We start from the raw sequence: 26,176 nt of genomic DNA, 5'->3' as shown, positions 1-26,176 counted from the left end.
ATTATGCGATCGCCTTTATTATTCTCCATAATGAGTCTTGGCACGGTGAATATAGATCAGTTTCTGCTCGCTATCAATTGAGTAAACAATTCTGTCTTGCAAACTCAAGCGAATAGAATAAAAGCCAGCAAGATCTCCGACCAGTTTTTTGCCCTCATAGGGATTGATGCTAATGGTGTCCTGAATAATTGTTTTAAGTTTTTGCTTCAATTTGGGAGTCAGCTTGGCAATATCTTTTTGAGCTTCCTTTGTAAAGCGAACTTCGTAAAGCATCAATTGTGATCTCCTAACACCTCATCTAGGGAATAAGTTTCATTGTTTTTTACTTGTTGAAGTGATAGCTGAAGGCTTTCTCTAAATCCAGGAATTGACAATAATTCTAGAGTTTCCTGCAAGCTTTCATACTCTTTGTATGAAAGAAGTACCGCAGAATTTTTAGTAGATTTGATCTGATAGATTTTATTTTCTTCAGTGACTAATTTAACCATGTTCTCAAAGTCTTCTCTGGCTGCGGCAGTTGTTAGAGTTTCCATTTCCCACCTGTTTATGGTATAGCTAGCTTAATTTCATTATAGCGCGTTCATTAATTTTCAAGTAGTAATGTGTTAGTGATCGCGTAACTCACCGATTATTTGCCTCCATACGGGGCTACAAACTCGGCGATCAGACGGTAATGACCCAGACTTTACACAGTTTTGTTGCTGGTGGTTGGATAATTCGGCGTAGCTGTGCTTAGCCCAATCGACAAGATCGGAGATCACTTCCTACGAGATACGAGATCGCCCTATCTCAAATGAGCCTTAAACTACTACCCCATCTTCTTTCATAATCTGTTTTGTCAAACTAATGCAAATTAATGGAATACGATCAATCGTCTAGATTTTTTGCAGAAGTCAATCTCAATCACTTAAACCCAGAGCATCAAGAACCTGATCGGCGATCGCATTATACAAAACATCGTTATCAACCCAATAGGATTCGCCTCTACCTTCAGGTATAGTTGTTATCTCTGTTTCATTATCAATTAAGCCTGTATAAATATCAGTGATTTTTATTTCTTTACCACTTTCCAAGGTTCGCTTCCCTTTATTTTGTTGAGAATATTTTTCCTCGATAGCATGATTTAATGTAAATTTGTCAGCCCCCATGTCTGAAATACATTTACGCATCTTTTCGCATGGAGTAAGCTCCTTTTTGCGCTCTATCCTCTTGGGTTCATAGGACTGAGCACCTCCGTCTTTCCCTTCGTATGTCATCAACTCATCGTATAGGGCATTAGGATTAAAAGCTTTGTCCTTTCCTAGTCCTGTAATTGCAGATACTGCTCCTGTTGGCACTGTCATAAACGCATTTCCTGGAAATTTCTTCCCAGCGGTTTCCACTATCTTTTTAGCAAAGAATGTGCAGTTATAACCAGTTAATAGGTATTGGGGCGGAGATTGCAGTTGAATTTTTGCGAAATCCAGTGCTTGGTTGTATTCCTTTTTGGTTAATTTATAGTCTAGAGCTCTTTGGGTGGCATCACCTTCATGAAGAGTATCTGGATAGACAACTTTACCAGGGACTGGAACCGTGGGTTGATTATAGAATTCCTTAGGATAGAATCCAAAACTGTGCCTATTTAACGGCTTAGAATTAGTATCTAATGCTGTCAAATTCACCCAAGTATGACCAACTGCTGACGAAGCCTTTGCTAACTTTTCGACTGCTTTTAGTTGCTCTTCGGGCTTCATCGAAGTAAACTGTTCTCCCTCTTTCTCCATCAGTACCTGTTTGGCGGCTTCATTTTTGATTTGGGTATTATTTTTTTTGTTTTTAGAGCGCAGTTTGCGTTTATTTTCAATTGTCAGAGCCAATCGTTTCTTAGCGAAATCGATTAGGTATGGATTCTCAACTGCTGCAAGTAAGGTTAATTTATAACTGTCAGAGCCTTCAGACGCTTTTTCTTCCTCGGTTTTGATCGCATTTAGGGTTGCTTCCTTCTCTTCTCGAATTTGATTGACAATCTGTGAAGGAGTTTCGCTCTTGATATGACTACTTTTTTCTCCGAGTACCACCAGAACTTCTTTCAGTAAGCCTGAAATATGCTTGGCTTTGGTTTCATCCGATTTATCTTTGGGGAAATAATCGACCACGCCTCTTGTCTCTGTGTTCTTTTTGTCAGTATGTCCGCCCAACCATTTTGTACATAGTTTTTTCAGATTTTCATAAATCGTTTGTTTACGTTCTTCAACACTTTCCGATTCGCACTGTCTCAGACATTGAAGAATCTTGGTATAGGTACTAGAATCTATTTTAGCTTTAGTGCTGGGCCCCCCAGCCAGACTCACAAAATCATCTTTTGAGATGAGTCGTTGAATTTGATCTGGAGCTTTATGAACTATCGATTGACCACTTGGGGCTTGTGTCCCATTTTGCTGTATAACATGAGTCAACTCATGAGCGATCAACTCTTGCCCACCACGACTGGTAGGATTATATTGACCCTGCCGAAAAAACACATCTTGTCCAGTCGTAAAAGCCTTAGCCTGAATTGATTTGTTTAATTGATCAGACTGCGAATCTGTATGTACCTTTACCCCGCTAAAGTCTGCCCCCATTGCCTGCCCCATCTTTGCTTGCAGATTAGGTTCTAGAGACTGACCTCGACTCCGCGCACTTTCAATTGATGACTCCAAATCTGTCGAGGCTTCGCTCTCATCTAAGTTTGTCCGTCTTTGCACCAAAAACTTGGCTTGCAGTTGGTCTTCTTCTTTTGGCATCGCTCCCCTTTGGACGGAGCTATCCTGTGGAGATGAATTAATTTGCTGCGTCACCTGAGCCGCCATACGATCAGCTTCCTGCTCATACTTGTCATTCGGTTCACCAATATTCAACTTGGCTTGGATCGCCATACGCTGACTTGCGATCGCCTTCAATCGATTCTGTGGCTTTGCTTGGACTGACGTATCAGACGATTCAGTGCCCCGCTGATTTATTATTTTTTCTAGAAAATTCTCAGTGTATCCAGATGGTCGAAAGGAGGCATCTTCATCCAAATCCGTCTGAAGTGGTGTGAAGCCTCTAGTTTGTAAATATGTTGCTTTGGGTTGGACTAAAGCTGTGGATTGGAAAGGCTTCTTTTTGTAATCGTAAGTACGAGACATGTCACTACCCCCTAAATTCACTTACTGAGATGCAGTATATATTTGATATTGCATATTTTCGCACAATCAAAATTTTTTTAACGACAAATTTGATTATTTACGGAGCGCATGGGGTGAAAACGGTGCTTCAGTTCCGTAAAAAACGAACGACTTTTCGATATTCATGCGCTGGCATCAAAGCAACCGCAATCATATGACCCACAACTGGTTACGCAATATTCTTGCTGCCACAGCAATTAATATTTAAAGTTGTATTTACTATAACTATTGCAAATTTCAAGCATAACGCTTTAATGACTCATGTCTTATATCTACAGGAAATAGCTTTAGCATATTGAAAATCTATGATCCAGCTATAAATGTTTTAAATGTTGCCAAATAAAAAATACGCTTGCAATTTTGGTGAAAAGCACTATAATAAAAAATACACCAGCCTCTACCCCACCAAAGTCATGAGCGCTATAACCGTTAATCCTACTGTGAGCCTAAAGTCCGATACACTGAACATCGCCACCGATGAATATGGACTGCTCACTGACCTTTATCAACTGACGATGGGCGCTTGCTATGTAAGCGAAGGATGCGATCGCAAACGAGCCAGTTTTGAGTTATTCGTGCGCCGATTGCCTGAAGGATTTGGCTATCTGATCGCGATGGGACTCGCTCAAGCAGTGGAATATCTGCAAAATCTGCATTTCACCTCAGAGCAAATCGAAGCTCTACAAGGTACAGGTATCTTTGCCAACGCCGATCGCCGTTTTTGGGAATTATTAAGAAATTTTCGGTTTGAAGGCGATCTCTGGGCAGTGCCAGAAGGAACTGCCATGTTTGCCAATGAACCTTTTCTGAGAATCGAAGCACCACTCTGGCAAGCGCAATTAGTGGAAACCTATTTGCTAAATACAATTAACTATCAAACCCTGATCGCCACCAGAGCTGCAAGAATGCGTGATGCCGCAGGCGATCGCATTACCCTCTTAGAATTTGGCACAAGACGAGCCTTCAGTCCTCAAGCTTCACTCTGGGCAGCAAGAGCAGCCATCGCCGCAGGAATGAATGATACTTCCAATGTATTAGCTGCGCTGAAGCTTGGCAGAAAACCAAGCGGGACGATGGCTCATGCTTTGGTGATGGCATTGAATGCAACAGAGGGTAGTGAAGCCCAAGCCTTTAGCGCATTCCATCAAGTTTTCCCCAATAGTTCACTCCTAATCGACACCTTCGACACGATCGCTGCTGCGCAAAATCTTGCTGAAAAAGTAAAATCAGGTGAGATGCAAGTAAAGGGAGTTCGCATTGATTCAGGAGATATTGCCGCAGTTTCTAAAGAAGTGCGATCGCTACTTCCCGATGCCGCCATATTCGCTAGTGGTGACATTGACGAAGCCGAGATTCTCCGTCTCAAAGCGTTAGGAGCACCCATCGATGGCTATGGCATCGGTACAAAATTGGTAACAGGTGCGCCCGTAAATGGAGTTTATAAGTTAGTGGAAATTGATAATATTCCAGTTTCCAAAAAATCAAGTGGGAAGCACTCGATCGCAGGTCGCAAGCAAATCTGGCGCAGTTTTGAGAATGGGATGATTACAGGCGATCGCCTCACTCATATTTCTGATATTCCTCAATCCAATGAGCAACCTTTACTAGAACTAATCATGCATGATGGAGAATTGTTGAAATCATTGGATGATTTGGATGCGATCGCAAAACGCACTCGTAAATCTGTTCAGTCATTACCGCTGACTGTACGCGCCATTACTTCACCAATATCTATTCCTGTTACGATCGCAGCAAGCTTGCAAGGGTAATCATGAATATCGCTCTTTTTGGAACTAGCGCCGATCCGCCGAGCATTGGACATCAACAGATCTTGCAATGGCTCGATAATCATTACGATCGCACAGTTGTTTGGGTGTCAGATAACCCATTCAAAACTCATCAAGCAAGCCTACGCGATCGCATCGCCATGATGGAGCTAACCATTGCCGCGATCCAACCACCAGCCCAAACGATTGGCTTGCATCCTGAAATCAGCAATCCACGCACGATTAACACCGTCGAGCAAGCCAAACAAATCTGGCAAGATACAAACTTCACCCTCGTTATCGGTGGTGACCTTGTGCCGCAGTTGCCAACTTGGTATCGCGCTCAAGATCTGCTCAATCAAGTAAATTTACTAGTTGTTCCCCGTCAAGGCGTGACCATTTTAGGAGACGATATCGATCGCCTTGTGAATATGGGTACTGAAGTTGCGATCGCGCCTGACTCTACCTCGATACCTAACGTTTCTTCGTCAGACTATCGCAACAATGGCAACAGTTCAGTCATAATACCCACAGTCGCAGCATATATCCAACGAGAGTCGCTTTACGCATGGCAGACAAGTCCCGCACAATAGCCCCAAAACCCCTAGCAGACTTCAAGGTCGGTGTCGATAACGTGATTTTTTCCGTAGACACCGAGCAAAATCGTCTATTGGTACTACTTGTGATGCGCCAACATGAACCATATCGCGATCGCTGGTGTTTACCAGGAACTCTCGTGCGTCAAGGCGAATCCCTCGAAGAATCGGCCTATCGCATCCTCTCGGAAAAAATCCGCGCCAAAAATCTTTATCTCGAACAACTCTTCACCTTCGGCGATATCGGACGCGATCCTCGCGAGGCTCCCGACAGTTTTGCTGTGCGCTATCTATCTGTCAGTTACTTTGCTCTAGTTCCCTTCTCTCAAGCCGAACTCATCGCCGATGGAGTAAGCGGTATCGCATGGTATCCCGTTAAGCAAGTTCCGCAACTCGCTTTCGATCACAATCGCATTCTCGAATATGGACATCGCCGCCTCCGCAACAAACTCGAATATAGCCCAGTTGCCTTTGATGTTCTGCCTGAAGCTTTTACTCTTAGCGATCTCTATCAACTCTACACAACTGTTCTCGGAGAGAATTTCTCTGACTATTCCAATTTCCGCACCCGATTATTAAAGTTAGGCTTTTTAAGTGATACTGGTATCAAAACTTCACGGGGAGCAGGTCGTCCCGCTAGTCTCTACCGCTTCGATGCGGAAGCTTTCGCTCCATTTAAGAATAAACCGATGGTGTTTATTTAATTAACTGATGTTACGATAAAACCCAAAAGATAAGTTGCGGCGCTTCGCGCCGCAACTTATCTTTTGGGTTTTATTCTGTCCTAAGCAAAACTTTCATTGCTATACAATAAAGCTCTCGAAGCTATATACTGCGAGGGTCGAACTTCAGAGTGCTATGAGACAGCAAAATAATTCTAGACAGAATACAAACCCCGCTAGGCAACTTAAGCAAACTAAAGTACCTAGGGGGATTTCGTTTCTCTATTACAGCCTTGCCCTCACTATTTTAAGTGTAATTATTCTCATTATTACGCCCTTTGCTGGAAGCCTAGCGTTTCTTTTTTTCGGAGTGGTTGGTACTATAATTGCATCTGTGGTCGCACAGATTATGGCTATTGTGGGCAAATTATTTTGCTTAACAGCACCAGAGAGAATGACGGGAAAAGAAACTATTTATATATCTGTCATGTTTGATTTAATTTCAATAATTATTGCTTGTTTCCAGGGCATCGGAGCATTTTCCCCAAATGGTGCAGGGCTACAAACGATTATTTCAGCGATCGCTTATGTCTCTTTTTTAATATTTCTTAAACAGGTTGCAGAATTTATCCATAAAAATAACCTTGCAAAAGATGCAGAAGGGGTTTTGCTCATTGGCATAGGACTGGTTGTATCGTTGGGATTAGCTACGATTTTCCCCTTCATAGCTTTATTGTCTTTACTTCTTTTTCTGATATGGGTGATTCGCTATTACAAGCTATTAATGAACTTAAGCGAAGCGATGCAAAGCCTCTAGACTTCTCTTTTTAGCGATCGCTTGTCCCTATCTTGCGTGTTTAAGTCATTGGATTCTCAAATTAAATCAATCTATAAAAGCGTAGATTTTCATGGGAATGCTCTCCCCTACGACGATCGCAACTGATTCTACACTTACTCGCACAATCGCACTTAACGAGGTCAAGAATGTAGTGCGATCGCATGATCAGTCGTTGGGGTTGTATCTAATTTCTATCTATCCAATAGTGTGGTTTGCGTTGTAAGTGCATAACGGCTAGGATCTGGATGCGATCGCCACAAACTCGGTACACAATGCCATAGGGGAATCCATCAACATGGCATCGTCTAGCACTTGCGATCATTGGTGTCCAAGCATTCGGAAACTGAGCAATGCGATTGAGGGTTCTTTCAACGGCATCAATAAAGGCTTGGTTAAGTTTACGATTGATGCTGTCATAGTATGAAACTGCTGCTTCAAGTTCTAGTTGTGCATTAGGATCAAACTCAAGAAACATTATCGATTCCTTAGTTTTTGCAATACTTCATCGGCTGGGATTAAGGTGACTTTACCTTGATCGATCGCTTCTATGCGATTAGATATTTCTCTATTCCAAGCTGTTTCAATTTCGGGATTAATTTCATCAAGGCTGTTAAGGAGATGTTCTGCAAGCATGGCGCGGTAAAGAGGGGGCAGGGTTAAGACTGCTCCAAAAATTTCATCATAGGTTGCGTTAGTCATACAGAAACCTCCTTACAAAGCAAGTGAGCATATCTTAGCATTTTTGGTTTAGGTTCGCTCATTCAATGGTGGCAAGCTGTTGACGATCGCAACTAATTCGACACTTACTCGCACGATCGCACTTAATGAGGTCAAGGATATAGCGCGATCGCAGTTAAAAAATTAGCGGCTTTGATGATGGAAATATTTTGGAAGGGATGCAAATCTAAAATTCATCCTTGAGGATTTCCTCTAAGATTTCGGGGGTAAGCCCTTTTTGTTGTGCTTCTAAACGAATTTCTTGAACTACTTTTGAAAATATAGGTGGATGTTCTCCTAATTTTATCCACATGGCTCTAACTCGAACTAGAGATGAGCGATTCATTTTGAGGGCGGTAATAGTAGCTCGACCGATCGCTGTTTTGCCTATAATTTCTGTTTTGGATTCATCCCAACTAAAGTGCTCTTGCCAAATTTGTTGTTGTGGATGAAATAACGGAACTAGATCGTTGTTGCTAGGATCGGGCGCAATTTGACGATTTCCTTTGTGGCGATTGCAGGAGGGGCAAGATAAAGCTAGGTTGGCAAATATAGTTTCACCTCCTGCCGAAATTGGTTGAATATGTTCAAACTCAAAGGTAACGGCTGTTAAAAATTCTGCTGTTTTGCAGTAGGCGCAGCATTCATAAAAATGCTCTCGAATTTGTTCTTGTAAATGGATAGCGATGTAGGCGCTCATGCAACTATCCTTTGCTCTGATCTTGTTTGTAAGAGCCTTAGAGTATATCTAGCGCGAGTTTTTAGAATAGTGAGATGATCCACTTTCTCTAGAAGGTCATCTAAATCATGAAGTTCACCTTCGGAGAGTGAATTTTGGCTATTTCTATCGATGAGTTGATCTAGGTTATTTTGATCGGTTAAGGCTAATTTGCAACTAGCAAGGGCTTTTAATTCTTCTATGTTTAAGCCAATAAGATATTCAGGATCTAAAGTGGGAGTAAGTCGAGAATAGGTATCTAAATCTAATACAACTCCAATGCGATCGCCTTGTTCGTTGGTTATGTACTGTACTGTTTCAGGCATAATTTAGCTCCTGTGTTTTTTATGTCTATCTCTCATTCAATGGTGGCAGGCTATTCACAATTTTAACCGATTCGACACTTACTCGCACGATGCACTTAATGAGGTCGAGGATATAGCGCGGCTAGAGTATCTGAGACAATAGGACAAGCGCCATATCAAGTTGGCAAAACTTTGCGATCGCTGTTTAGTCACCTACTGTATTGAGATTAATGATTTGAAATTCAGAGAGATTTTAGGTTATTCTGAGTCTTAACTAATTGCTAGATTTTTACCTAGATGTCAGATCTTTTTACTCATGGTTACGCGCTATTGATTGGTGTTGGTAATACCGCTAATCCGCGCTGGTCGCTTCCAGTGACGGTTAAGGATGCTCAAGCGCTTAAAGCTGTACTGACTGATGTGAATTTTTGTGCATATCCGAATACACCCGATCATGTGCGGTTATTACATGATCAGGAAGCGAATCGAAATGCAATTTTGGAAGGTTTGGACTGGTTAAAAGCCTGTGCCGATCGCGATAAAGATGCGACGATCGTCATTTACTACTCTGGGCATGGAACCTATGATCTTTCCAGTAGTGCTTACTATTTGCTCCAGCATGACTTCGATCTCGCAGATATTCCCAAGACAGCGCTTTCTGCTCAAACTTTGAGTGAGAGATTAAAACAGATCGAGGCGAAGAGGCTCTGGGTTATCGTTGATAGTTGTCATGCGGAGGGAATGGCTAGTGCTAAGGGCGATCTGCCAGCAGATTTTTTAGCTACAGCTTTGCCGAAGGGTGTAGTTGATGTTCTGAAGCAAGGCGAAGGTCGGGCTGTATTCACCTCATCGAGGGGAAATCAAAGTTCTTGGGTGCGTCCCGATAATGCTCTTAGTGTTTATACTTTTCATTTGATTGAGGCGTTAAAGGGAGCAGCAAATCAATCGGGCGATCGCCTTGTCACCCTTGGAAATGTGATGACGCATCTTGGTAAAACGGTAGCTCAAAGTGCGCGAACTCTACGTCAGGCGGAACAAACACCATTTTTTGACACGGCGACGGAGGATTTTCCTGTGGCGATGTTGCGAGGTGGCAAGGGTTTGCCTAGTCAACCTCAGAGTGGGAATTTGCCTAGGGTGATCACGAATGAAGAGGTGGTGACTCCAGCTTTAGCAATGGCGCGGCGATCGCTGGCTATTCTCGAAGAACAAGCGGCAGGTTTTGGTAGACTCCAAATGCCTGCTCATTTGCGGATAGAATTGGAAGAGAAACGTCAAGAAGTGGCAAACATAGAAGCAAGATTAAAAGATGCTCATGATTGAACGAGCAGATATAGAACAGGCATTAAAAAAAGCTAGAAGAATTCTGGGCGTACTTGAGGAACAGGCGGCTGGCTATAGCAGTTTGACTATTCCTGCACATCTAAAGGTGGAGCTAGGCGACAAGCGTGAGGAGGTTGCCAAACTTGAGCAGCAATTATCTGGCAGTGGTAAAAGGTTTCCGCGTATTCAAGGGTTAACTTTGCTTGGAGAAAAAATTGCTCAAGGTGCTTTTCGGGAATATCTAAGTAGTGAGAAATTGCCGTATTACAGTAGATCTGCACACCTGAGTATTGACCCTGCGCCAGAAAATGTTGCTATCCCTGATGAAGTAGCTCTATTGCAAAGGTTGGATAGTCGAGATCTAACGGGGTTGATTATTACAGGTAGTGGTGGGTTTGGTAAAACTCGTCTCATGCTTGAGATCGGTCGTTTAGCCTTGGCAGACAATTGGTTAGTGTTTCGAGTGAGGGAAAGGTTGAAAGCAGATGGGATCTATCAACTTGCAGAGGCGATTGAAGTATCCCAAAAAGTCTTGCTATTGATTGACTATGTAGAAACTCAGCAGGATTTTGCAGAACTACTGGAAACTATGAATGAACTGAATGAGGATGAAGATTTTCAGTTCAAATATATTGCTAACTGTCGCACGACCCATTATCCAAGCATTAGAGATATCTATAAACATCAACAAGTAGATCTATCACCAGACAAAGCTTTAGATTGGTTCAAGAGCTACCGACGTGAGACAGTAAGACATATTCTTCAGGGGAGTGGGTTAGGTGCGACTGATGACTATTTATTGCTTTGCCGAGATACGCCGATCTTGGCTGTTTTTTTAGCTTATCTCCATAGTCGTGAAAGAAATGCAGATTTGGCTTCATTGGTGGGGGAGCCTAGCTTTGGAGAATGGCTAATCAAGCGGATTCGCTTGAGTTTTCAAACACCTCAAATTGAGAAGAAACTTGCTTTCCTTATTACTCAGTTTCCTTTAAATGATGCTGTGGCTGAGACTATTTATCGAGGGGATTATCATCAACTGTTTAGCAGGCTTGCTAACGATGGTTGGATCGAGCAAGAAGAATTGTCTATGGATTTAAGCGATGATCGCACTTGGGTGACGATTCATGATGTTTTAGCGGATCAGATATTGACTCATTACTTGGAGAGTAATTCTAAGACAACTGAACTCTTTGTCTGTGAACTGCTGGAGTTTGCCGTGCAAGTTGGTAGTTTGCGATCAACCCTATACACTTTACAAAGGCTAATCGGTCTACCGCAACTTAATAGGCTCGATTGGCTCAAAATCCTAAATCAGCAAATGCTTCGCGCTCCCTTAGCTTGGAAAGAAACTCGCGATGTATTAATTAGAAATTCACTACTTTCTTCTATACAAACATTGTCTTTACTAGATCGACATGAGCCTGTATGGGAAGGCATTGAGACTGAAGTGGATTTTCAGAACTCTTTGGCTTGGAACATTCGGCAATATTTAAGTGAGGCAGGTAGCCAGACAGACAATTCAATTAGCATCACATTGACTAAGTGGATTGAAAAATCGATTCCTCAAATTTCAAGGACTAATCTGTTACTGAACTGGGGGTTAAAGCTCTGTCCTAAAATCGTACAGGAAGCAGCGCTCAATTGGATTACTATCTATCCTCGCAAATTTCAAACTCACTATTTGCTGGTTGCATGGTTAGAAAGTGATTTGCCCAGCGAGGCTATTAGTTTCGCAGTGCAACAATGGTGCGATCAATTTCCTATAGACGATCATCTAAGTTTTGTCTACAAATCATGGCTAGATGCAGGAGGGGATAAGGAACGGATCCAATCCCACCTTTCTGCTTGGCTCTCTGATCATGCTACTGCCTTAGAAACAAGTTTTGTCTACAAATCATGGCTAGATGCAGGAGGGGATAAGGAACGGATCCAATCCCACCTTTCTGCTTGGCTCTCCTCTCATGCTACTGCCTTAGAAGCTAATTTTGTCTACCAATCATGGCTAGATGCAGGAGGGGATAAGGAACGGATCCAATCTCACCTTTTTGAATGGCTCTCCCTTCATGCTACTGCCTTAGAAGCTCAATTTGTTTACTATTCATGGCTAGATGCAGGAGGAGATAAGGAACGGATCCAATTCCACCTTTCTACTTGGCTCTCTGATCATGCTACTGCCTTAGAAGCTAATTTTGTCTGTAAATCATGGCTAGATGCAGGAGGGGATAAGGAACAGATCCAATCCCACCTTTCTACTTGGCTCTCTGTTCATGCTACTGCCTTAGAAACAAGTTTCGTCTACAAAGCATGGTTAGATGTAGGAGGGGATAAGGAACGGATCCAATCGCACTTTTTTGAATGGCTCTCCCTTCATGCTACTGTCTTAGAAGCTGATTTTGTCTATAAATCATGGTTGAATGCAGGAGGTGACTTCCAGTTAATCCGATCGCCTTTGATTCAATGGCTCGAACAGAATCAAGATTTTTCTGAAATTGACTATATTTGTAATGCATGGCTAAGAGCAGGCGGAGAGTTTGAGATAGTCCGAGAAGCGGCTATCAATTGGTTTAATAGGAATTGGCAAAATGAAAAAGCGACATTTCTGATGCAATCTCTTTTAATGCAAAGGAGTCTACCACTTGAAACACTCACCTGTGTATTAAAATGGTGTCAGAAATTCCCAGGCAATCAGAACTGTCTGATACGATTTAATCATCTGGGAAGCCGTCTTTTTCAAGATGAACTAGCGGAAGATGTATATTTAGCAGCCGAAGCGATTCTTACCTTATTACTCGACAGAAGGGATTTACATGAGCGAGTTCAAGCCCAAATTTATCGAGCGTTAAGTTTTATTGTCGGGGCGAGATCTCTTCAGACAGAAAGTTTTCAAGATAAAGTAGACAATCTTTTTATTCGATGGCTAAAAAATCCTATTTCTTTCGGGGATTCAATAGCACATATTAAAATCCAAAGATTATCTTATTTTCAAATATTTTCTAACTTAATCATTCGAGAGAAACTAAATATTGAAAAAGATCGAGATTGCTTAGAGCGTTTCCTCAAGTGGATTAACCTTTGGGAATCCAACAATAAAGAATCTATCCGTAAAAGTCTCGATTATTTAAAATACAACTATCCCAATCCCAATCTATGGCAAATAGTTCAATTTGAATCAGAATCGTGAATCCGAGGTTTCTATGCGTTGAATATATTCACAGCGATCGTGTTAGTAGTCAATTTTCCTTTTTGGGAGATCACATTGTAGATGTGATGATATGCGATCTAGAAAATACCCTCATAAATATCTGTCATCGTTAGCGATAGATTTATCGAATTTAAGATTACTGTATCCTCACTTCCCAAAACTTCCATTGTCCAAGCCCCTTGCAAATCTTGACGATAAACCTCTACTTTAACTTCATCTTGAGAAACTAAAACATATTCCTGCAAACTACCAATCGTTTGATAATTAACCAGCTTTTCGCGGCGATCGCTTACCTCCGTACTAGGTGACAACACCTCAAAAATCACACAAGGGTAATTCACAAAATACTTATCCCGATCTTCAGGACTACAAGTAATCAGCACATCGGGATAATAGAATATCGTCTTATTTTGATTAGCAGCCTTTAACTTGACCTTCATATCTGACATAAACACATCGCAAGCCCCACCCCGCAATTGAGAACGTAACCAACTTGCAATATTTAAAGTAATGATATTGTGAGCCTTGCTCCCCCCAGCCATCGCAAAAATCTGACCACCCAAATACTCATGGCGAACTTCGCTCTTACTCTCTGCGTCTAAATATTCCGCAACTGAGAAAATATGAATCGGCGATCGCATAATTTTTGTAACTTGACATGTCAACTATCATATCACCTTAAAATTTACGATGCCAGAGAGAGAAGGCTTGCTCAATAGTCTAGATAGAAGACTTTGATTTAAGCGATCGCATTGTAGATATGGTGATAGGAGATCGCGCTGCATTAACTCCCCATTATTGCCCCAACTAACAACAACCATTTGATCCACGCCCGACAGTTTAACTCCAGTTAGCAAATCAAGACTTGATGTAACCCTAGACATACTAAAATGACTCTGGAGAAGAAATTTCAACATTTCTTAACCTCTATACATTTCATCATTAAATACTTAGTCTAGACAAACCCAAGGTCAAAAAATCTATGGTCGCAACCCCTGAAACCACAAACGCAGCCACTCCCGCTTTCAAAGATGACTTTCGTGAAGGCATTCAGTACTTTGGCGAACCGTTGGAGGGGTTCGACGAGCTAGGACTTGTACCAGTACTCAGCCCAGAAAAATCTGGCGTTACCGATCCTAGCGATCGCGCCGCCGTATTTCAAACCTTACTCGCCGCCGATGCTTTACGCTATCTAACTCTACAAGTCACAGCCAGCAAAGCATCAGGACACCCAGGTGGATTTGCGAGTAGCGCTGAAGCCGTCGCCGCCTTTTATATGCTGGGTCACAAGAACATGCCCACCGAAGTTGGACACCACGCCCCTGGTTACTACAGCGCCATGTTTCTCGATCGCTCTCTCGAAGACATGGGCATCAGCACAGTAACGCAAATGCGCGATCGCTATCGTGAAAAACATGGCTTGCTTGGTCACTTATCAGGATTCATCCCAGGGATTCTCGCTCCTGCTGGCCCCCTTGGACAAGGACAACATTTTGCGATGGCAGCAGCCCTGTTGCATCGCGACAAGCTTTTCCCAGTGACGATGGGTGATGGTGGCATGGGTGAACCCTATCCAATTAGCTCGATCGCCCATTTTCATACCGCCTATCCTGAAGTCACAAATTTTATTCCAATTCTGGTTTGGAATGGCTATAGCCAAGAACATCACAGCATGGTTTCCACCAAGACCAATGCGGAAATGATTGCTTTCTGGAAAGGGAACGGCTTTGATGAAGTGATTCTAGTCGATGCGAAGGATTTTGATGATCAGAATCAGCCAGAAGCCTATGTTGATAGCACCGCTTTCTCTTTCAAACAACGCCTTGCTTTTACAGAAGCAGTTCTTGTCGGTGTAGACAAAGCCGCAAAACTAGCCTTTGGGGGCAAACTGACTGTATTTATCATCAAACAACTTAAGGGCGCTGGAGTTCATGCACGCGGTGCAAAATCCCATAACCTCTATGCTCATCACACCCTTGAGAATCCTGATGTAGTGGCTGGGTTGAAATCCCGTGCGCTCAATCCTGAAGCATGGCAAACCGTTCGCACTAATTTAGAATGGGCTGGCGGAGGTTCTTCTTCCAAAACTGCGGTTACGGAATCAGTACTAGCATTAACCGATTTGGGAACTTTGCCCTTAGAAGAATATGCTGCTGGGGAAGCGAAGATTTCCACAACAGCGATGGGGCGCTTAGTTGGCTATGTCGGACAGACTGACAAGCGCTATATCGTCACTAATGCTGATGGAAATGAAGCTTCAGGGATTGCCAATATTAACCAAGCTCTGAAAATCAATCACCCCACCGAAGATGCACTTTATAATCAAGGGCCAGGTGGACAAGTTTACGAACCATTGAGCGAAGATGCTTGTGCAGGCTTAGCGGTTGGCTTGGCGCTGATGGGTAGCCGTACCCTATGGTGTTCTTACGAATCCTTTGCGATTAATGGACTTCCGATTTGGCAAACAGTTACTCAGGCAATGGCAGAGCTGCGCCGCCCTACACCTGCAACTGTATGCTTATTTACCGCAGGAGCTTTGGAGCAAGGTCGCAATGGCTGGACACACCAACGACCTGAAATCGAAGGCTACTTTGCCTCAATGATGCGTAACGGAAATATATTCCCACTCTTCCCTCTTGATGCGAATAGCATTCAAGTTTGCTACGACTGGGCGTTGAAGGCAGTGAATAAGGGTGTTGTGATTACCGCCAGCAAATCACCTTTGCCTATCCGCACCACGTTTGAGCAAAACCGTCAGGCTCTCGAAGATGGCGCAATTACTTTGCAAGAAACCGCAGGAAATAAGAAGGTGGTCTTCGCTGTCATCGGTGACATGATGTTGATCCCTGTTTACGAAGCAGCGCAAAAACTCGCAGAACAAGGAATTGGTTCCAAAATCGTCTCTATTGTCAGCCCTCGTCGCCTCTATCGTCCAACCGATGTGGCATGGGATACTTGCTCAGAGCCAGATGGAAAGTTCTTGAGCGATGCTGATTTTGAGTCTTTCTTTGGTGGTGATGCTTTAATAGGTATCGTGGGTGGCGCTTCAGCAATGCTGGAACCCGTAATGCTCCGCAGCAATAGCAAGCGCGATGTCTTCTCTTGGAAGCGTGGTGAAACGACTGCATCTGCTGGTCAGTTGTTTGATTTCAATGGCATGAATGCTGACGCGATCGCAAGTCGCGCCAAGCAGTTGATTAGCTAATCTAAAAGAAGGCGTGCTTTGCACGCCTTCTTTTTAGATTTGCAGATAAATTCTTTCAACTTCTGATGCAGGTAGAGGCTTGTTAAATAAGTAGCCTTGCCCATATTTACAACCAACTTTTTGCAGCCATTCAAGCTGTTCCCTTGTTTCAATCCCTTCGGCGATCACTGCTAGACCGAGTTGATCGCTAAGAGCAATGATGGTATCTACGACATGGTAGTTACGATTTTCGGTTTGGATTTGACTGACAAAAGAGCGATCAATTTTGAGGTTATCCACAGGAAAGCGATGGAGATAACCGAGAGAAGAATAACCTGTACCGAAATCATCAATGCTGATTTGAATATGACGCGATCGCAATTCTTGGGTTAGAGCGATCGCAGTTTCAGCACTATCCATAATCGCACTTTCTGTAATTTCTAATTTGATATTGGCAGGATTAGCTTTAGTTTCGGCAAGAATGCGATCGATATCAGCGAGTAGAGTCGCACAAGAAAACTGCCGCACTGAGAGATTGACACTCATGGTTAGGTCTGTCCAGCCTTGCTGATGCCATGTATAAAGCTGCTCACAAGCTTGCTTAAATACCAACATCCCCACAGGCACTATTAAGCCAGTTGTTTCCATAGAAGGAATAAATTCGGCGGGAGAAACCATGCCCCGCTCAGAATTTCGCCAACGTACTAATGCTTCAAAACCTACTAGCTTTTCAGATTGCAACTCGATGATTGGTTGATAAAAGAGAATAAACTCTTTTTGTTCTAGTGCTCGCTGAAGATCATTTTCTAAAATCAAGCGATTGAACATGGCGAGATGCATTTGGCGATCAAAGATTTGATGGCTATCCTTACCGCGTAATTTGGCTTGATACATTGCTGTATCTGCATCTTGCAATAGCTCCTCTGCTTGGCGATCGCTATTTTTACCTAGGGCAATTCCCATGCAGACCGTGATAAAGATTTCACAATTTTCTACTGCGAATGGTTGCGTAAAACTTTGGAGGATTTTCAGAAGAAATGGCTCTATAGAACTTTCTTCATCAATCTGATGTAGCAAGAAACAAAATTCATCGCCACCCATCCGCGCCAGTAAATCATCGGAGCGGAGATGCTGCTGTAAACGTTGAGCGATCGCAATTAGTAATTGATTGCCAACAGCATGACCAAAGGAACCATTCACCAATTTGAATTGATCGCAGTCTATATAAACTAAAGCTAAGGATGATTCTCCCGCTTGTAAACTCTCTTTTAATTCTTGAACTAAGAATGCTCGACTTGGTAACTTAGTGAGAGCATCTTCTAAAAGCATATTTTGCAACTGGGCAGTACGCTTTTGCACCATTGCTTCTAATTGCGTATTAAAGATTGCTAATTGTTGATATTGCTGGTGAATGCGGATCATTGAGCGCACTCTTGCGGTTAGCTCTAAACGATTGACAGGCTTACTAATAAAGTCGTCAGCACCTGCAAATAAGCATTGAGCCAGATCTTTTTTAGTGGTTAAGGCTGTAACCACAATAATTGGCACGGCACTCCATTTTGACATCGCTTTAATCCGCCGACAGACTTCAATGCCATCCATATCTGGCATCATCACATCCAGCAAAATCAGATCGGGTTGAAAGGCTTCTAGATTAGCGATCGCATCTTTACCACTAGCCGCATAATGCAAATGATAGTCTTGATTTTCCTGTTCAAAGTCTTCACTGGTACTTAAAAGTGTTTCAATAACATCAAAATTATCAGGTTCATCGTCAACGACTAGGATAGAAGGTTTGTTCATGAGACTTAATTGAGGATTGGAAATTAGAATAAGGTGCTGTCAATAGAATATCTTACCAAGCAGCAATTCGTAGGGTGGGCAATGCCCACATTAATGATTTTGGGCTAATTGAGAACTAAAAATTGTTGAATAAGTTTTGTTAATTGCCTCAGCTTAACAGGTTTACTCAAATAATCATTAGCTCCAGCGGCAAGACAACGCTCTACATCATTTTCCATGACTAACGCCATGATGGCAATAATTGGCACATGTTCGAGTTTAGGAATTTGGCGAAGCTGTTTTGTAACTTCTAAGCCATCCATCTCGGGCATTTGCATATCCATCAAAATTAAATCAGGTTTTGATGCCTGAGCCAAGGCGATCGCTTCTTGTCCATTTTTGGCTACTACCATGTTATAGCCTTTAGCAGTTAAGTAGCTAGAAATTGTCATGATGTTGGGTTCGTTGTCATCTACCAGCAAAATTTGATAGGAATAGCTTTGTTCGTTCTGGTTGGATTCAGGGGTGATTTCGGTCTGATTGAAGACGGGTGGCAAGGGCTTAACAGAGGCTTTATAAGGAAGTGCAATTGTAAAGCAGCTACCCACACCTATTTCACTAGTTAACATGACTGTGCCCCCATGCATTTCCACTATACGTTTTACTAACGCTAACCCCAATCCAGTGCCCTGATATTGACGATTGAGAGCGCTATCAATTTGAATGAAAGGCTGAAATAGCTTGCTAATATTCTCTGGAGAAATACCGATACCTGTATCGATCACCGAAAAGTAAAGATAGCTCAATTCTTCCAATTCGCGCTTGGGGTTAACGATCGCAGGAGGTTGATTAGGAGACTCTTTATTTCCTAAAGAGTGTGGATGAGTGCTAACCTCTAGGGTGATGCGTCCACCATCTGGAGTAAATTTGACAGCATTATTAAGCAAGTTAATCAAGACTTGGCGAATACGTCGTTCATCGATATTTAATTCAGAAAGATTGGGTAAAATTTTTGTTTCTAAATGGATACTTTTTTTATGGGCTTGCTGCTTGATAAAAGGAAGACAGGATTGGCAGAGAAATTCGACAGATATATTAGAGTATTCTAGATCAATTTGTCCAGATTCAATTTTAGCGACATCGAGAATGTCATTAATGAGTTCCAATAGATGCGATCCACTACGTTCAATAGTTTGCAGAGCCTTGATTTGAGAACTAGTAACTTTACCAAAAATCTGCTCTTGCATTCCCTCAGTCATCCCCAGAATCGCATTAAGAGGGGTGCGGAGTTCATGGCTCATATTAGCCAAAAACTCATCTTTTAGTCGGGTAGCACGCGCAAGTTCTTCATTGGATATTGCTAGCTGTTGATTGATTTCGGTAAGGTTCTGCTGAGTTTTCTGGCGATCGCAAAGTTCTTGCTGCAACTTTTCAAATAAATCAGCTTGTTGAATGGCGATCGCTAACTGATTGGCAATTTGTTGGAGTAAATTGATTTCCCATACTTGCCAATGGCGCGGGCGATCGCATTGATGTACGATTAGTAAACCCCATAGGGTATCATTTTGAACGATAGGAACAACAAGCTCGGCTCTGACCTGTATCTCGGCAAGAAACTCTACCAGACAGGGTAACACCTCACTCGACTGGGCTTCGCGATCGCTGAGGGCGTATATTCTTCCTTTAACATAGCGATCATAATTAACTTGAGGGAAAATCTCTTCAGAAAAAGCTATATCTAGAATTGGTTTCCATTGAGATAAAACAGATTCAGCTATAGCAGTACCTGTTCCGTCAGGGGAAATTCGATAAACTAGCACCCGATCAGATTTTAAAACCTGATGAACTTGCTGTACAGTTGCATTTAGGATCTCAGGTAGATTCAAGGTTGAGCGAATTCGTTGAGTAATTGCTGCCAATAATTTCTCCTGATCAACTTGTTGGCGAATCAATTCCTCGGCTTGCTTGCGATCGCTAATATCCACCACTACAAAGACACATTCGTCCTCGGAGAGCAGCGCCAATCCAACGAGAACATGAATAGAATGGCCATCCTTGTGATAGTAGACTTTTTCCCAAGGCGCAATCACGCTACTAGGCTCCAGATGCTGGATAGCATGGCGATCAATTGGTAGATATTCGGGAGGGGTTATGTTTTCCCAGCTAATTTGCTTGGCGTTCAGCTCTTCTCTCGTATAGCCAAGCATTTCCAAGAAGCGATCATTAGCATCGCGAATCTGTCCGTTCAAGTCAGTAAACATCATCCCCACGATGTCTGATTCAAATATGCGCCGAAACCGATTCTCGCTTTTCAGTAGAGCTAATTCGGCCTGTTTACGTTCAGTTTGATCGCGGACAATGATCAATGCCTCGTCATCGCTAATCGGCACAATCCGTACTTCTTCAAAAACTAGGCGATCGCCTCGATATAACTGATGCTCATAAACCTGCAATTTTCCCGTAGCGATCGCTTGTGCGAGCATCTTTAGCTGCTGCTGTAATAGATCTGGTGGCAATACTTCCGAGAGATGCTGCTGAATTGGCAAGAAATTTTGTTCGGGATCTTTAGAATTGATATATTCCAAACATCTACCATCACGCGACACACGCAGCAATAAATCAGGAATAGCCTCGATCATTGCGCGTACATGGGATTCACTACTGTGAAGAGCTTTAGTTCTTTCTTCGACCTTAAGTTCTAAGGATTGATTGAGTTCGATGAGTTCTAATTCTACTTTTTTGCGCTCAATTAATTCTTCCTGTAGCTGTTGATAGGTAGTGATTTGTTGGTTTTCTAATAACTCATTGCGATTTTCCAACAAAGATATTTTTTCTGCCTCTAGACGCATCACTTTTTGCTCTAAAACCTCTGCTAAATTGTAAAGTTCGATTGGATTAAGTGCTTGCAGTAAGCTCGTCTGGGTGATAATCCCCAAAAGTCCTCCCTCTTCGCCTACTACAGCGATGCGGCTGATGAATCGCTGCTCCATGATTTGATGTACCATCCACAGCGAATCCTCTGGCTTGACCGCAAAGAGCGGACTGCTCATCATTACTGCCGCCGTCCAACTTTCTAGGTTTAAGCCTAAGGCTTGAAACTGGACAATATCGCGCTCAGTCAAAATCCCCACAGGTACTTGTAAACAACGATCCTGTTTTAGCCTAGTTTCCACAATGATCACAGAGCTAATGCGATAGCTAGCCATCAGTTTAGCGATCGCTAACATAGAGTCTTCGGGAGCCGCACAGATCACTTCACGAGTCATTACCTCATTTACGAGCCTTAGTCGCAGTAGATCGATTGGTCGGGAAGTTTGGCGTAAGCTTTCGTAGGTGACAATTCCCACTATGTGATCGCTATCATCCACAATTGGCAAATGACGGATATGGTGCTGCTGAATGAGATTAATCGCAAAAAACAAATCAGTAAAAGCAGACTCTCGCAGAGTGATTACAGGATGAGCCATGACTTCTGTTACTGGAACATCTAGGGGTAGTTGCTCGGCGCTTAGACGCACTACGTCTCGCTCAGTGACGATGCCTACTAACAGCTCATTATCTACAACCAATACACAACTTGATCGCACTTCTATATTCAATTGAGCCGATTGATTATCTACAGTTTTAGCTGTATCACATTGCGATCGCACCCCACTCATCAAAGCGATCGCCTCCAATACCTTGGTGTCGGGCGCAACAATGATGGGATCATAAATAATCGCTGACACCAGTTCTATTTGAGTAGGATAATTAAACATAAATTTGTGAGGCTCTATTCTCAATCAAGTTCCAACTGTGAGCGAATCGGCAAAGAAATATTTACGGTTGTCTGTTGTTGATAAATGCTACTAATCGAAAAAAGCCCTCCAGCTAATTCAACAATCTTTTTGACAATTCTTAATCCCAAACCTATACCTTGTTGTTCATAGGTCTTACGCTCAAACTGGACAAAAGCGCCAATACGCTCAACTTGCTCTTTGGTCAAACCTCGACCTAGATCATGCACCGACAAATTAAACATCTTGTCCACTACTCGGCTATTAATTTTGATAATTGTGCCTGAAGCGGAGAATTTTACAGCATTATCAACTAATTCATAAAGAATCGTCGCAAGATATCGATCTGATAGCGCTATCTCTGAGTCCTCAAGGTCAAAGATCAGATTATCATTACCACGCCTTAGCTTGTGAACATAAGATTTCAACATCGCTTCAACTTCGGTACTAGAGAATTTAGTATGAGCTGTTTTGAAGGATTGTTGACGACTTGGGGATGATTCTAACTCTAAGTAAGTCAGAAATTTTTTGGTTAAATTTTCTAGGCGCTTCGCTGATTCGTCAACCCAACCTAGCATTTCTCGGATTTCAGTAATATCCATATTTTCGATATCTTCTTTCAGCAAAGATATCGCACCCATAATGCCATTTAGGGGTGTATTTAGCTCATGGGACATTCTCGACGCTAAAGTGCCCCGCAATTCATTGAGAGCGCTTTCGAGGATATTAATCGTATTTGATTGGATATGTGAGAGGGTTTGAATATTGTCATACTGCTGCTTGATCCTCAGCATTGAATGAACCCTCGCGCGCATCTCAACACTATTAATTGGCTTACTGATAAAGTCATCAGCTCCAGCATTTAGACAATTAGCTAGATCAGTCTTAGAGCTTAATGCTGTCACCATAATAATTGGCACAATTTGCCATTGAGGATTAGCTTTAATCAGCTTACAGACCTCAATGCCATCCATCTCTGGCATCATCACATCTAGCAAAATCAGATCGGGTTGAAATGTTTCAAGACTAGCGATCGCACTTTTGCCATTAGCCGCGTAATGCAATTGGTATTTCTGTGCACTCAAGAGAGTCTCAATCACATCAAAATTATCAGGTTCATCATCAACAACTAAAATAGAAAATGTATTTGTCATGAATTTTTATCCAGATAATCCTCTAAATAAGCAACAACCAAAGGATAACTTTGATCGATTTCTAGCACTAGGCGATCGCACCCTTCTAATTGCTGATTGCGCCCTGCAACTTCTAATTTAAAAAGAATCTCAGCGAAGGCTTTAGCACCAATCATCCTACTACTTCCCTTTAAAGTATGAGCAACATATTCTATCTGAGAAGCGTCTTGATCCAAAACTGCTTGATGCAGCTTGGTTAATAAGACAGGACATTCTTCGTTTAAGAAGAGATTAACCATCCGTTTAGGTAAAGTCAGAGAAACTTTCTCAATCTCTCTAAGCGCATTACTATCAAAGTCCGTCAACATTTCATCTGTAGACGATTGTATTTCAATTTCTGTCGAACTATTACCCCACCGCTCAATTATTCTTTGTAAAGTATCAAAAGATACTGGCTTGCTAATATAGTCATCCATCCCCGCATCTAAACACATTTCGCGATCGCCTTGCATAGCGCTAGCAGTCATGGCGATCAATGTCGGACGAGATGGGCTTGTCGATAGTTTTGACCATTCCTTGACAATATAGGTCGCGGTTTCCAGTCCATTTAGGCGAGGCATTTGGACATCTAAGAACACAATATCAAAAGCATGGTTTTTCAGCGCGTCGATGGCTTCTAATCCATCATTGACAATCGTTGGTGCATAACCCATTTTACTGAGCATCGCCAAAACCATTTCTTGGTTGATCAAATTATCCTCCGCAACCAAAATATTTAGTGGTAATTGCGTAGCAAGCTCAATACTAGGAGGCTGGGCTTTACGCAACATACTTCTCTTTTCATAGGGAGGCATGGCATGAGGTCGTTCATTTGTAGCCGAGACTGGCAAAGTGAAAGAGAAAGTAGAACCCTTGCCTAGATAGCTTTCCGCCCATATATGCCCCCCCATCATCTGTACTAATTTTTGACAAATCGCTAGTCCTAATCCCGTGCCACCATACTGACGAGCCGTAGCGATCGATGCTTGAGTAAAGGGTTGGAATAACTTTTGGATCTGTTCAGGCGAAAGACCAATTCCTGAATCTTGTACCTCAAAAAGTAGTGTTAGCTCTTCTTCCAATTCGACTTGTGGCGATAAAGATGGTGATACGGACAGTTGTACGGCTCCAGTGTGAGTGAACTTGACAGCATTGTTCGCTAAATTAAGCAGGATTTGACGCAGCCTGATCGGATCACCGAGAATATATGCTGGTAATTTTGCATCAACTTGGTACTTTAACTCAATTCCTTTTGATTCAGCTTGCTGGCTCAGTAGCGCACAGGTATCAGCAATCATCCCATGCAAATCAATCGGTAGATTTTCAAATAAAAGTTTTTGGGATTCAAGTTTGGAGAAATCGAGGATGTCATTAATTACTGTTAAAAGTATTTCCCCGCTAGTTTGAATGGATTGGACAAACTTATTTTGTTCTTGATCTAGGGAAGTAGTTGCTAATAGCTCCGTCATTCCTATGACTCCATTGATAGGAGTACGAATTTCATGGCTCATCATCGCTAAGAAATCGGACTTAACTCGCAGGGCAGACTCGGCTACTTCTTTGGACTCTTGAAGATTGATTTCGTAATTTTTGCGATCAGTAATGTCACGAAACCTCCAGACAAATCCCCAAAATTGACCATTGGGCGAAGTCACAGAACTACTAAAATATTCATATGTGAGTTCATTGAGCACTATCTCACCGTGGGTAACTTGCTCTGGCTCGTCGTAGGTTTCTTCTAAGATCTGGGCGATTTCTGGAGGGAAGCTTGCTATTTGCAGTAACGGTAACTCCTGAGTTTGAGTAGTAGTCGTAATATTTTTAACATCGCATATTTCACACATTTTTTGGTTATATGCGACTAACCGCCCCTGTTCATCTACAGCAATAATTCCCTCTAGACTAGCTTCGAGCTGAGCATGAATCAGCGCATTCGCTCGTTCCAACCGATCATGCTGCTCTTTAATGCGTAACATGGAAGCTACCCTCGCTCGAAACTCCAGAGAGTTTAAGGGTTTACTGATAAAGTCGTTGGCTCCTGCATTCAGGCATCTTGCCAAATCTTCTTTAGAGTTAAGCGCCGTAACCATAATAATTGGCACGGCTTGCCACTTTGGTAGAGCTTTAATGCTTTTACAAACCTCAATGCCGTCCATAACTGGCATCATGACATCTAGCAAAATTAGATCGGGCTGAAATGTGTCGAGATAGGCGATCGCATCTTTGCCACTAGCAGCATAGTGCAACTGGTAATCTTGATTGTTCAAGATGGTTTCGATTACATCAAAATTATCAGCTTCGTCGTCAATGATTAAAACAGATGCTAGATTCATTGCCTATCTTCTTAAGTCGCTAAAAATTGATGGATAGTGTTCGCAAGTTGCTTTAGCTTAACAGGTTTCGCGATATATTCATTATCTCCTGCTGTGATCGCGATCACCAATCATTGCTATAGCAATGATTGAGTTAGTTAGGACAAATCAAGCCTTATATTGCTACAGAGACATCAGCGCAATAATCGAAATGTTAACCGCATATTGAATACGTTGGCAAATGGGAATTAGAATGTAGTCAGTTAAAATAATCTCTTCTTCCTCTCAACAGATTTCATTAATTAACAAGCAGATACTACTCCCTTCCCCCCGTTGCGGCGCGAAGCGCCACAACGTCTAATCCTTCACTGGGAAGGGAGTATCTCCTAGTTAATTAATGGGATAATGTGAAATAGATCTTTTTCAACTTTATGACTCAACTTCAACTTGACGTTGAATGAAATCGAAGTCTTCAACTAGCCGAAATGCTATTGGATTTGAATGAACATAATATCTTCTGGTATTCACAGCCATCAGCAAGGGGATATCAGAAGATGCAGCTTTGAGAATCAAGATGATACTCCCTTACCACTAAAGAAATAGGCATCTAAACCCAAGAAATGGCGATGCGGGGCAAA

20 protein-coding genes are annotated in these 26,176 nt (G+C 42.4%); 7 read left to right on the top strand and 13 right to left on the bottom strand.

Annotated features, from left to right (window positions below; translation table 11 throughout):
- Positions 1–18: 18 nt before the first annotated feature.
- The 3 genes from CQ839_RS16395 to CQ839_RS16385 form a co-directional block, all read right to left on the bottom strand.
- A complete protein-coding gene (locus CQ839_RS16395) occupies positions 19–273 on the bottom strand; it encodes a type II toxin-antitoxin system YoeB family toxin (protein ID WP_103669366.1) in 255 nt (84 codons plus the stop codon).
- Entirely contained in the window at positions 273–533 is a 261-nt protein-coding gene (locus tag CQ839_RS16390) for a type II toxin-antitoxin system Phd/YefM family antitoxin (protein ID WP_103669365.1), read from the bottom strand. The genes CQ839_RS16395 and CQ839_RS16390 overlap by 1 nt, the downstream gene beginning before the upstream one ends.
- 366 nt (positions 534–899) lie before the next feature.
- Positions 900–3,146 (bottom strand): DUF4157 domain-containing protein, encoded by a 2,247-nt coding sequence (locus CQ839_RS16385; RefSeq protein ID WP_258040762.1) that lies wholly within the window; start codon positions 3,144–3,146, stop codon positions 900–902.
- Positions 3,147–3,598: 452 nt separating this feature from the next.
- Between CQ839_RS16385 and CQ839_RS16380 the strand changes: the two genes are divergently transcribed.
- The 4 genes from CQ839_RS16380 to CQ839_RS16365 all read left to right on the top strand — a co-directional run bounded on the left by CQ839_RS16380 (position 3,599) and on the right by CQ839_RS16365 (position 7,026).
- Positions 3,599–4,954 carry a nicotinate phosphoribosyltransferase gene (locus tag CQ839_RS16380; RefSeq protein ID WP_103669394.1) on the top strand — a complete coding sequence of 452 codons (1,356 nt, stop codon included), beginning with the start codon at positions 3,599–3,601 and terminating at the stop codon, positions 4,952–4,954.
- 2 nt (positions 4,955–4,956) lie between these two features.
- On the top strand, positions 4,957–5,544 hold the full coding sequence (locus tag CQ839_RS16375) for a nicotinate-nucleotide adenylyltransferase (RefSeq protein WP_103669364.1): 588 nt from the start codon (positions 4,957–4,959) through the stop codon (positions 5,542–5,544).
- Positions 5,520–6,251 carry an NUDIX domain-containing protein gene (locus tag CQ839_RS16370; protein ID WP_103669363.1) on the top strand — a complete coding sequence of 244 codons (732 nt, stop codon included), beginning with the start codon at positions 5,520–5,522 and terminating at the stop codon, positions 6,249–6,251. Before CQ839_RS16375 ends, CQ839_RS16370 begins: the two co-directional genes overlap by 25 nt.
- A 154-nt stretch (positions 6,252–6,405) precedes the next feature.
- Entirely contained in the window at positions 6,406–7,026 is a 621-nt protein-coding gene (locus tag CQ839_RS16365; RefSeq protein ID WP_103669362.1) for a hypothetical protein, read from the top strand.
- Positions 7,027–7,231: 205 nt separating this feature from the next.
- On the opposite strand, the gene CQ839_RS16360 is transcribed toward CQ839_RS16365, so the two are convergent.
- From CQ839_RS16360 to CQ839_RS16345, 4 genes are all read right to left on the bottom strand, one after another.
- On the bottom strand, positions 7,232–7,522 hold the full coding sequence (locus CQ839_RS16360; protein WP_103669361.1) for a type II toxin-antitoxin system RelE/ParE family toxin: 291 nt from the start codon (positions 7,520–7,522) through the stop codon (positions 7,232–7,234).
- Complete coding sequence (locus tag CQ839_RS16355) at positions 7,522–7,746, bottom strand: addiction module protein (protein WP_103669360.1); 225 nt, start codon at positions 7,744–7,746, stop codon at positions 7,522–7,524. Before CQ839_RS16355 ends, CQ839_RS16360 begins: the two co-directional genes overlap by 1 nt.
- Positions 7,747–7,951: 205 nt before the next feature.
- Positions 7,952–8,464, bottom strand: a complete 513-nt coding sequence (locus CQ839_RS16350) for an HNH endonuclease (RefSeq protein WP_103669359.1) — start codon at positions 8,462–8,464, stop codon at positions 7,952–7,954.
- The gene (locus CQ839_RS16345; RefSeq protein WP_103669358.1) at positions 8,461–8,808 is read right to left on the bottom strand and encodes a hypothetical protein; all 348 of its coding nucleotides are present in this window, start codon (positions 8,806–8,808) and stop codon (positions 8,461–8,463) included. The genes CQ839_RS16350 and CQ839_RS16345 overlap by 4 nt, the downstream gene beginning before the upstream one ends.
- Positions 8,809–9,084: 276 nt before the next feature.
- Here CQ839_RS16345 and CQ839_RS16335 point away from each other — a divergent pair, with 276 nt between their 5' ends.
- Both CQ839_RS16335 and CQ839_RS16330 read left to right on the top strand, forming a co-directional pair.
- On the top strand, positions 9,085–10,110 hold the full coding sequence (locus CQ839_RS16335) for a caspase family protein (protein WP_103669357.1): 1,026 nt from the start codon (positions 9,085–9,087) through the stop codon (positions 10,108–10,110).
- On the top strand, positions 10,103–13,291 hold the full coding sequence (locus tag CQ839_RS16330; RefSeq protein ID WP_146048752.1) for an ATP-binding protein: 3,189 nt from the start codon (positions 10,103–10,105) through the stop codon (positions 13,289–13,291). The genes CQ839_RS16335 and CQ839_RS16330 overlap by 8 nt, the downstream gene beginning before the upstream one ends.
- A gap of 98 nt (positions 13,292–13,389) precedes the next feature.
- Here the strand turns inward: CQ839_RS16330 and CQ839_RS16325 are convergent, their stop codons facing one another.
- The gene (locus tag CQ839_RS16325; protein WP_103669355.1) at positions 13,390–13,953 is read right to left on the bottom strand and encodes a Uma2 family endonuclease; all 564 of its coding nucleotides are present in this window, start codon (positions 13,951–13,953) and stop codon (positions 13,390–13,392) included.
- 27 nt (positions 13,954–13,980) lie between these two features.
- A complete protein-coding gene (locus tag CQ839_RS16320) occupies positions 13,981–14,196 on the bottom strand; it encodes a hypothetical protein (protein WP_103669354.1) in 216 nt (71 codons plus the stop codon).
- Between the two features lie 98 nt (positions 14,197–14,294).
- Between CQ839_RS16320 and CQ839_RS16315 the strand changes: the two genes are divergently transcribed.
- The gene (locus CQ839_RS16315; protein ID WP_103669353.1) at positions 14,295–16,517 is read left to right on the top strand and encodes a transketolase; all 2,223 of its coding nucleotides are present in this window, start codon (positions 14,295–14,297) and stop codon (positions 16,515–16,517) included.
- A 33-nt stretch (positions 16,518–16,550) separates the two neighbouring features.
- On the opposite strand, the gene CQ839_RS16310 is transcribed toward CQ839_RS16315, so the two are convergent.
- The 4 genes from CQ839_RS16310 to CQ839_RS16295 form a co-directional block, all read right to left on the bottom strand.
- Positions 16,551–18,299, bottom strand: coding sequence for an EAL domain-containing response regulator (locus CQ839_RS16310; protein WP_103669352.1), 1,749 nt, complete (start codon positions 18,297–18,299; stop codon positions 16,551–16,553).
- A 104-nt stretch (positions 18,300–18,403) separates the two neighbouring features.
- Entirely contained in the window at positions 18,404–22,036 is a 3,633-nt protein-coding gene (locus tag CQ839_RS16305) for a CBS domain-containing protein (RefSeq protein WP_103669351.1), read from the bottom strand.
- 20 nt (positions 22,037–22,056) lie between these two features.
- Positions 22,057–23,208, bottom strand: coding sequence for a response regulator (locus CQ839_RS16300; RefSeq protein ID WP_103669350.1), 1,152 nt, complete (start codon positions 23,206–23,208; stop codon positions 22,057–22,059).
- Positions 23,205–25,559, bottom strand: a complete 2,355-nt coding sequence (locus tag CQ839_RS16295; RefSeq protein ID WP_103669349.1) for a response regulator — start codon at positions 25,557–25,559, stop codon at positions 23,205–23,207. The genes CQ839_RS16300 and CQ839_RS16295 overlap by 4 nt, the downstream gene beginning before the upstream one ends.
- Positions 25,560–26,176 lie beyond the last annotated feature (617 nt).

Source organism: Pseudanabaena sp. BC1403, from assembly GCF_002914585.1.
Taxonomy (GTDB): domain Bacteria; phylum Cyanobacteriota; class Cyanobacteriia; order Pseudanabaenales; family Pseudanabaenaceae; genus Pseudanabaena.
This window is presented reverse-complemented; position numbering and strand designations above follow the sequence as displayed.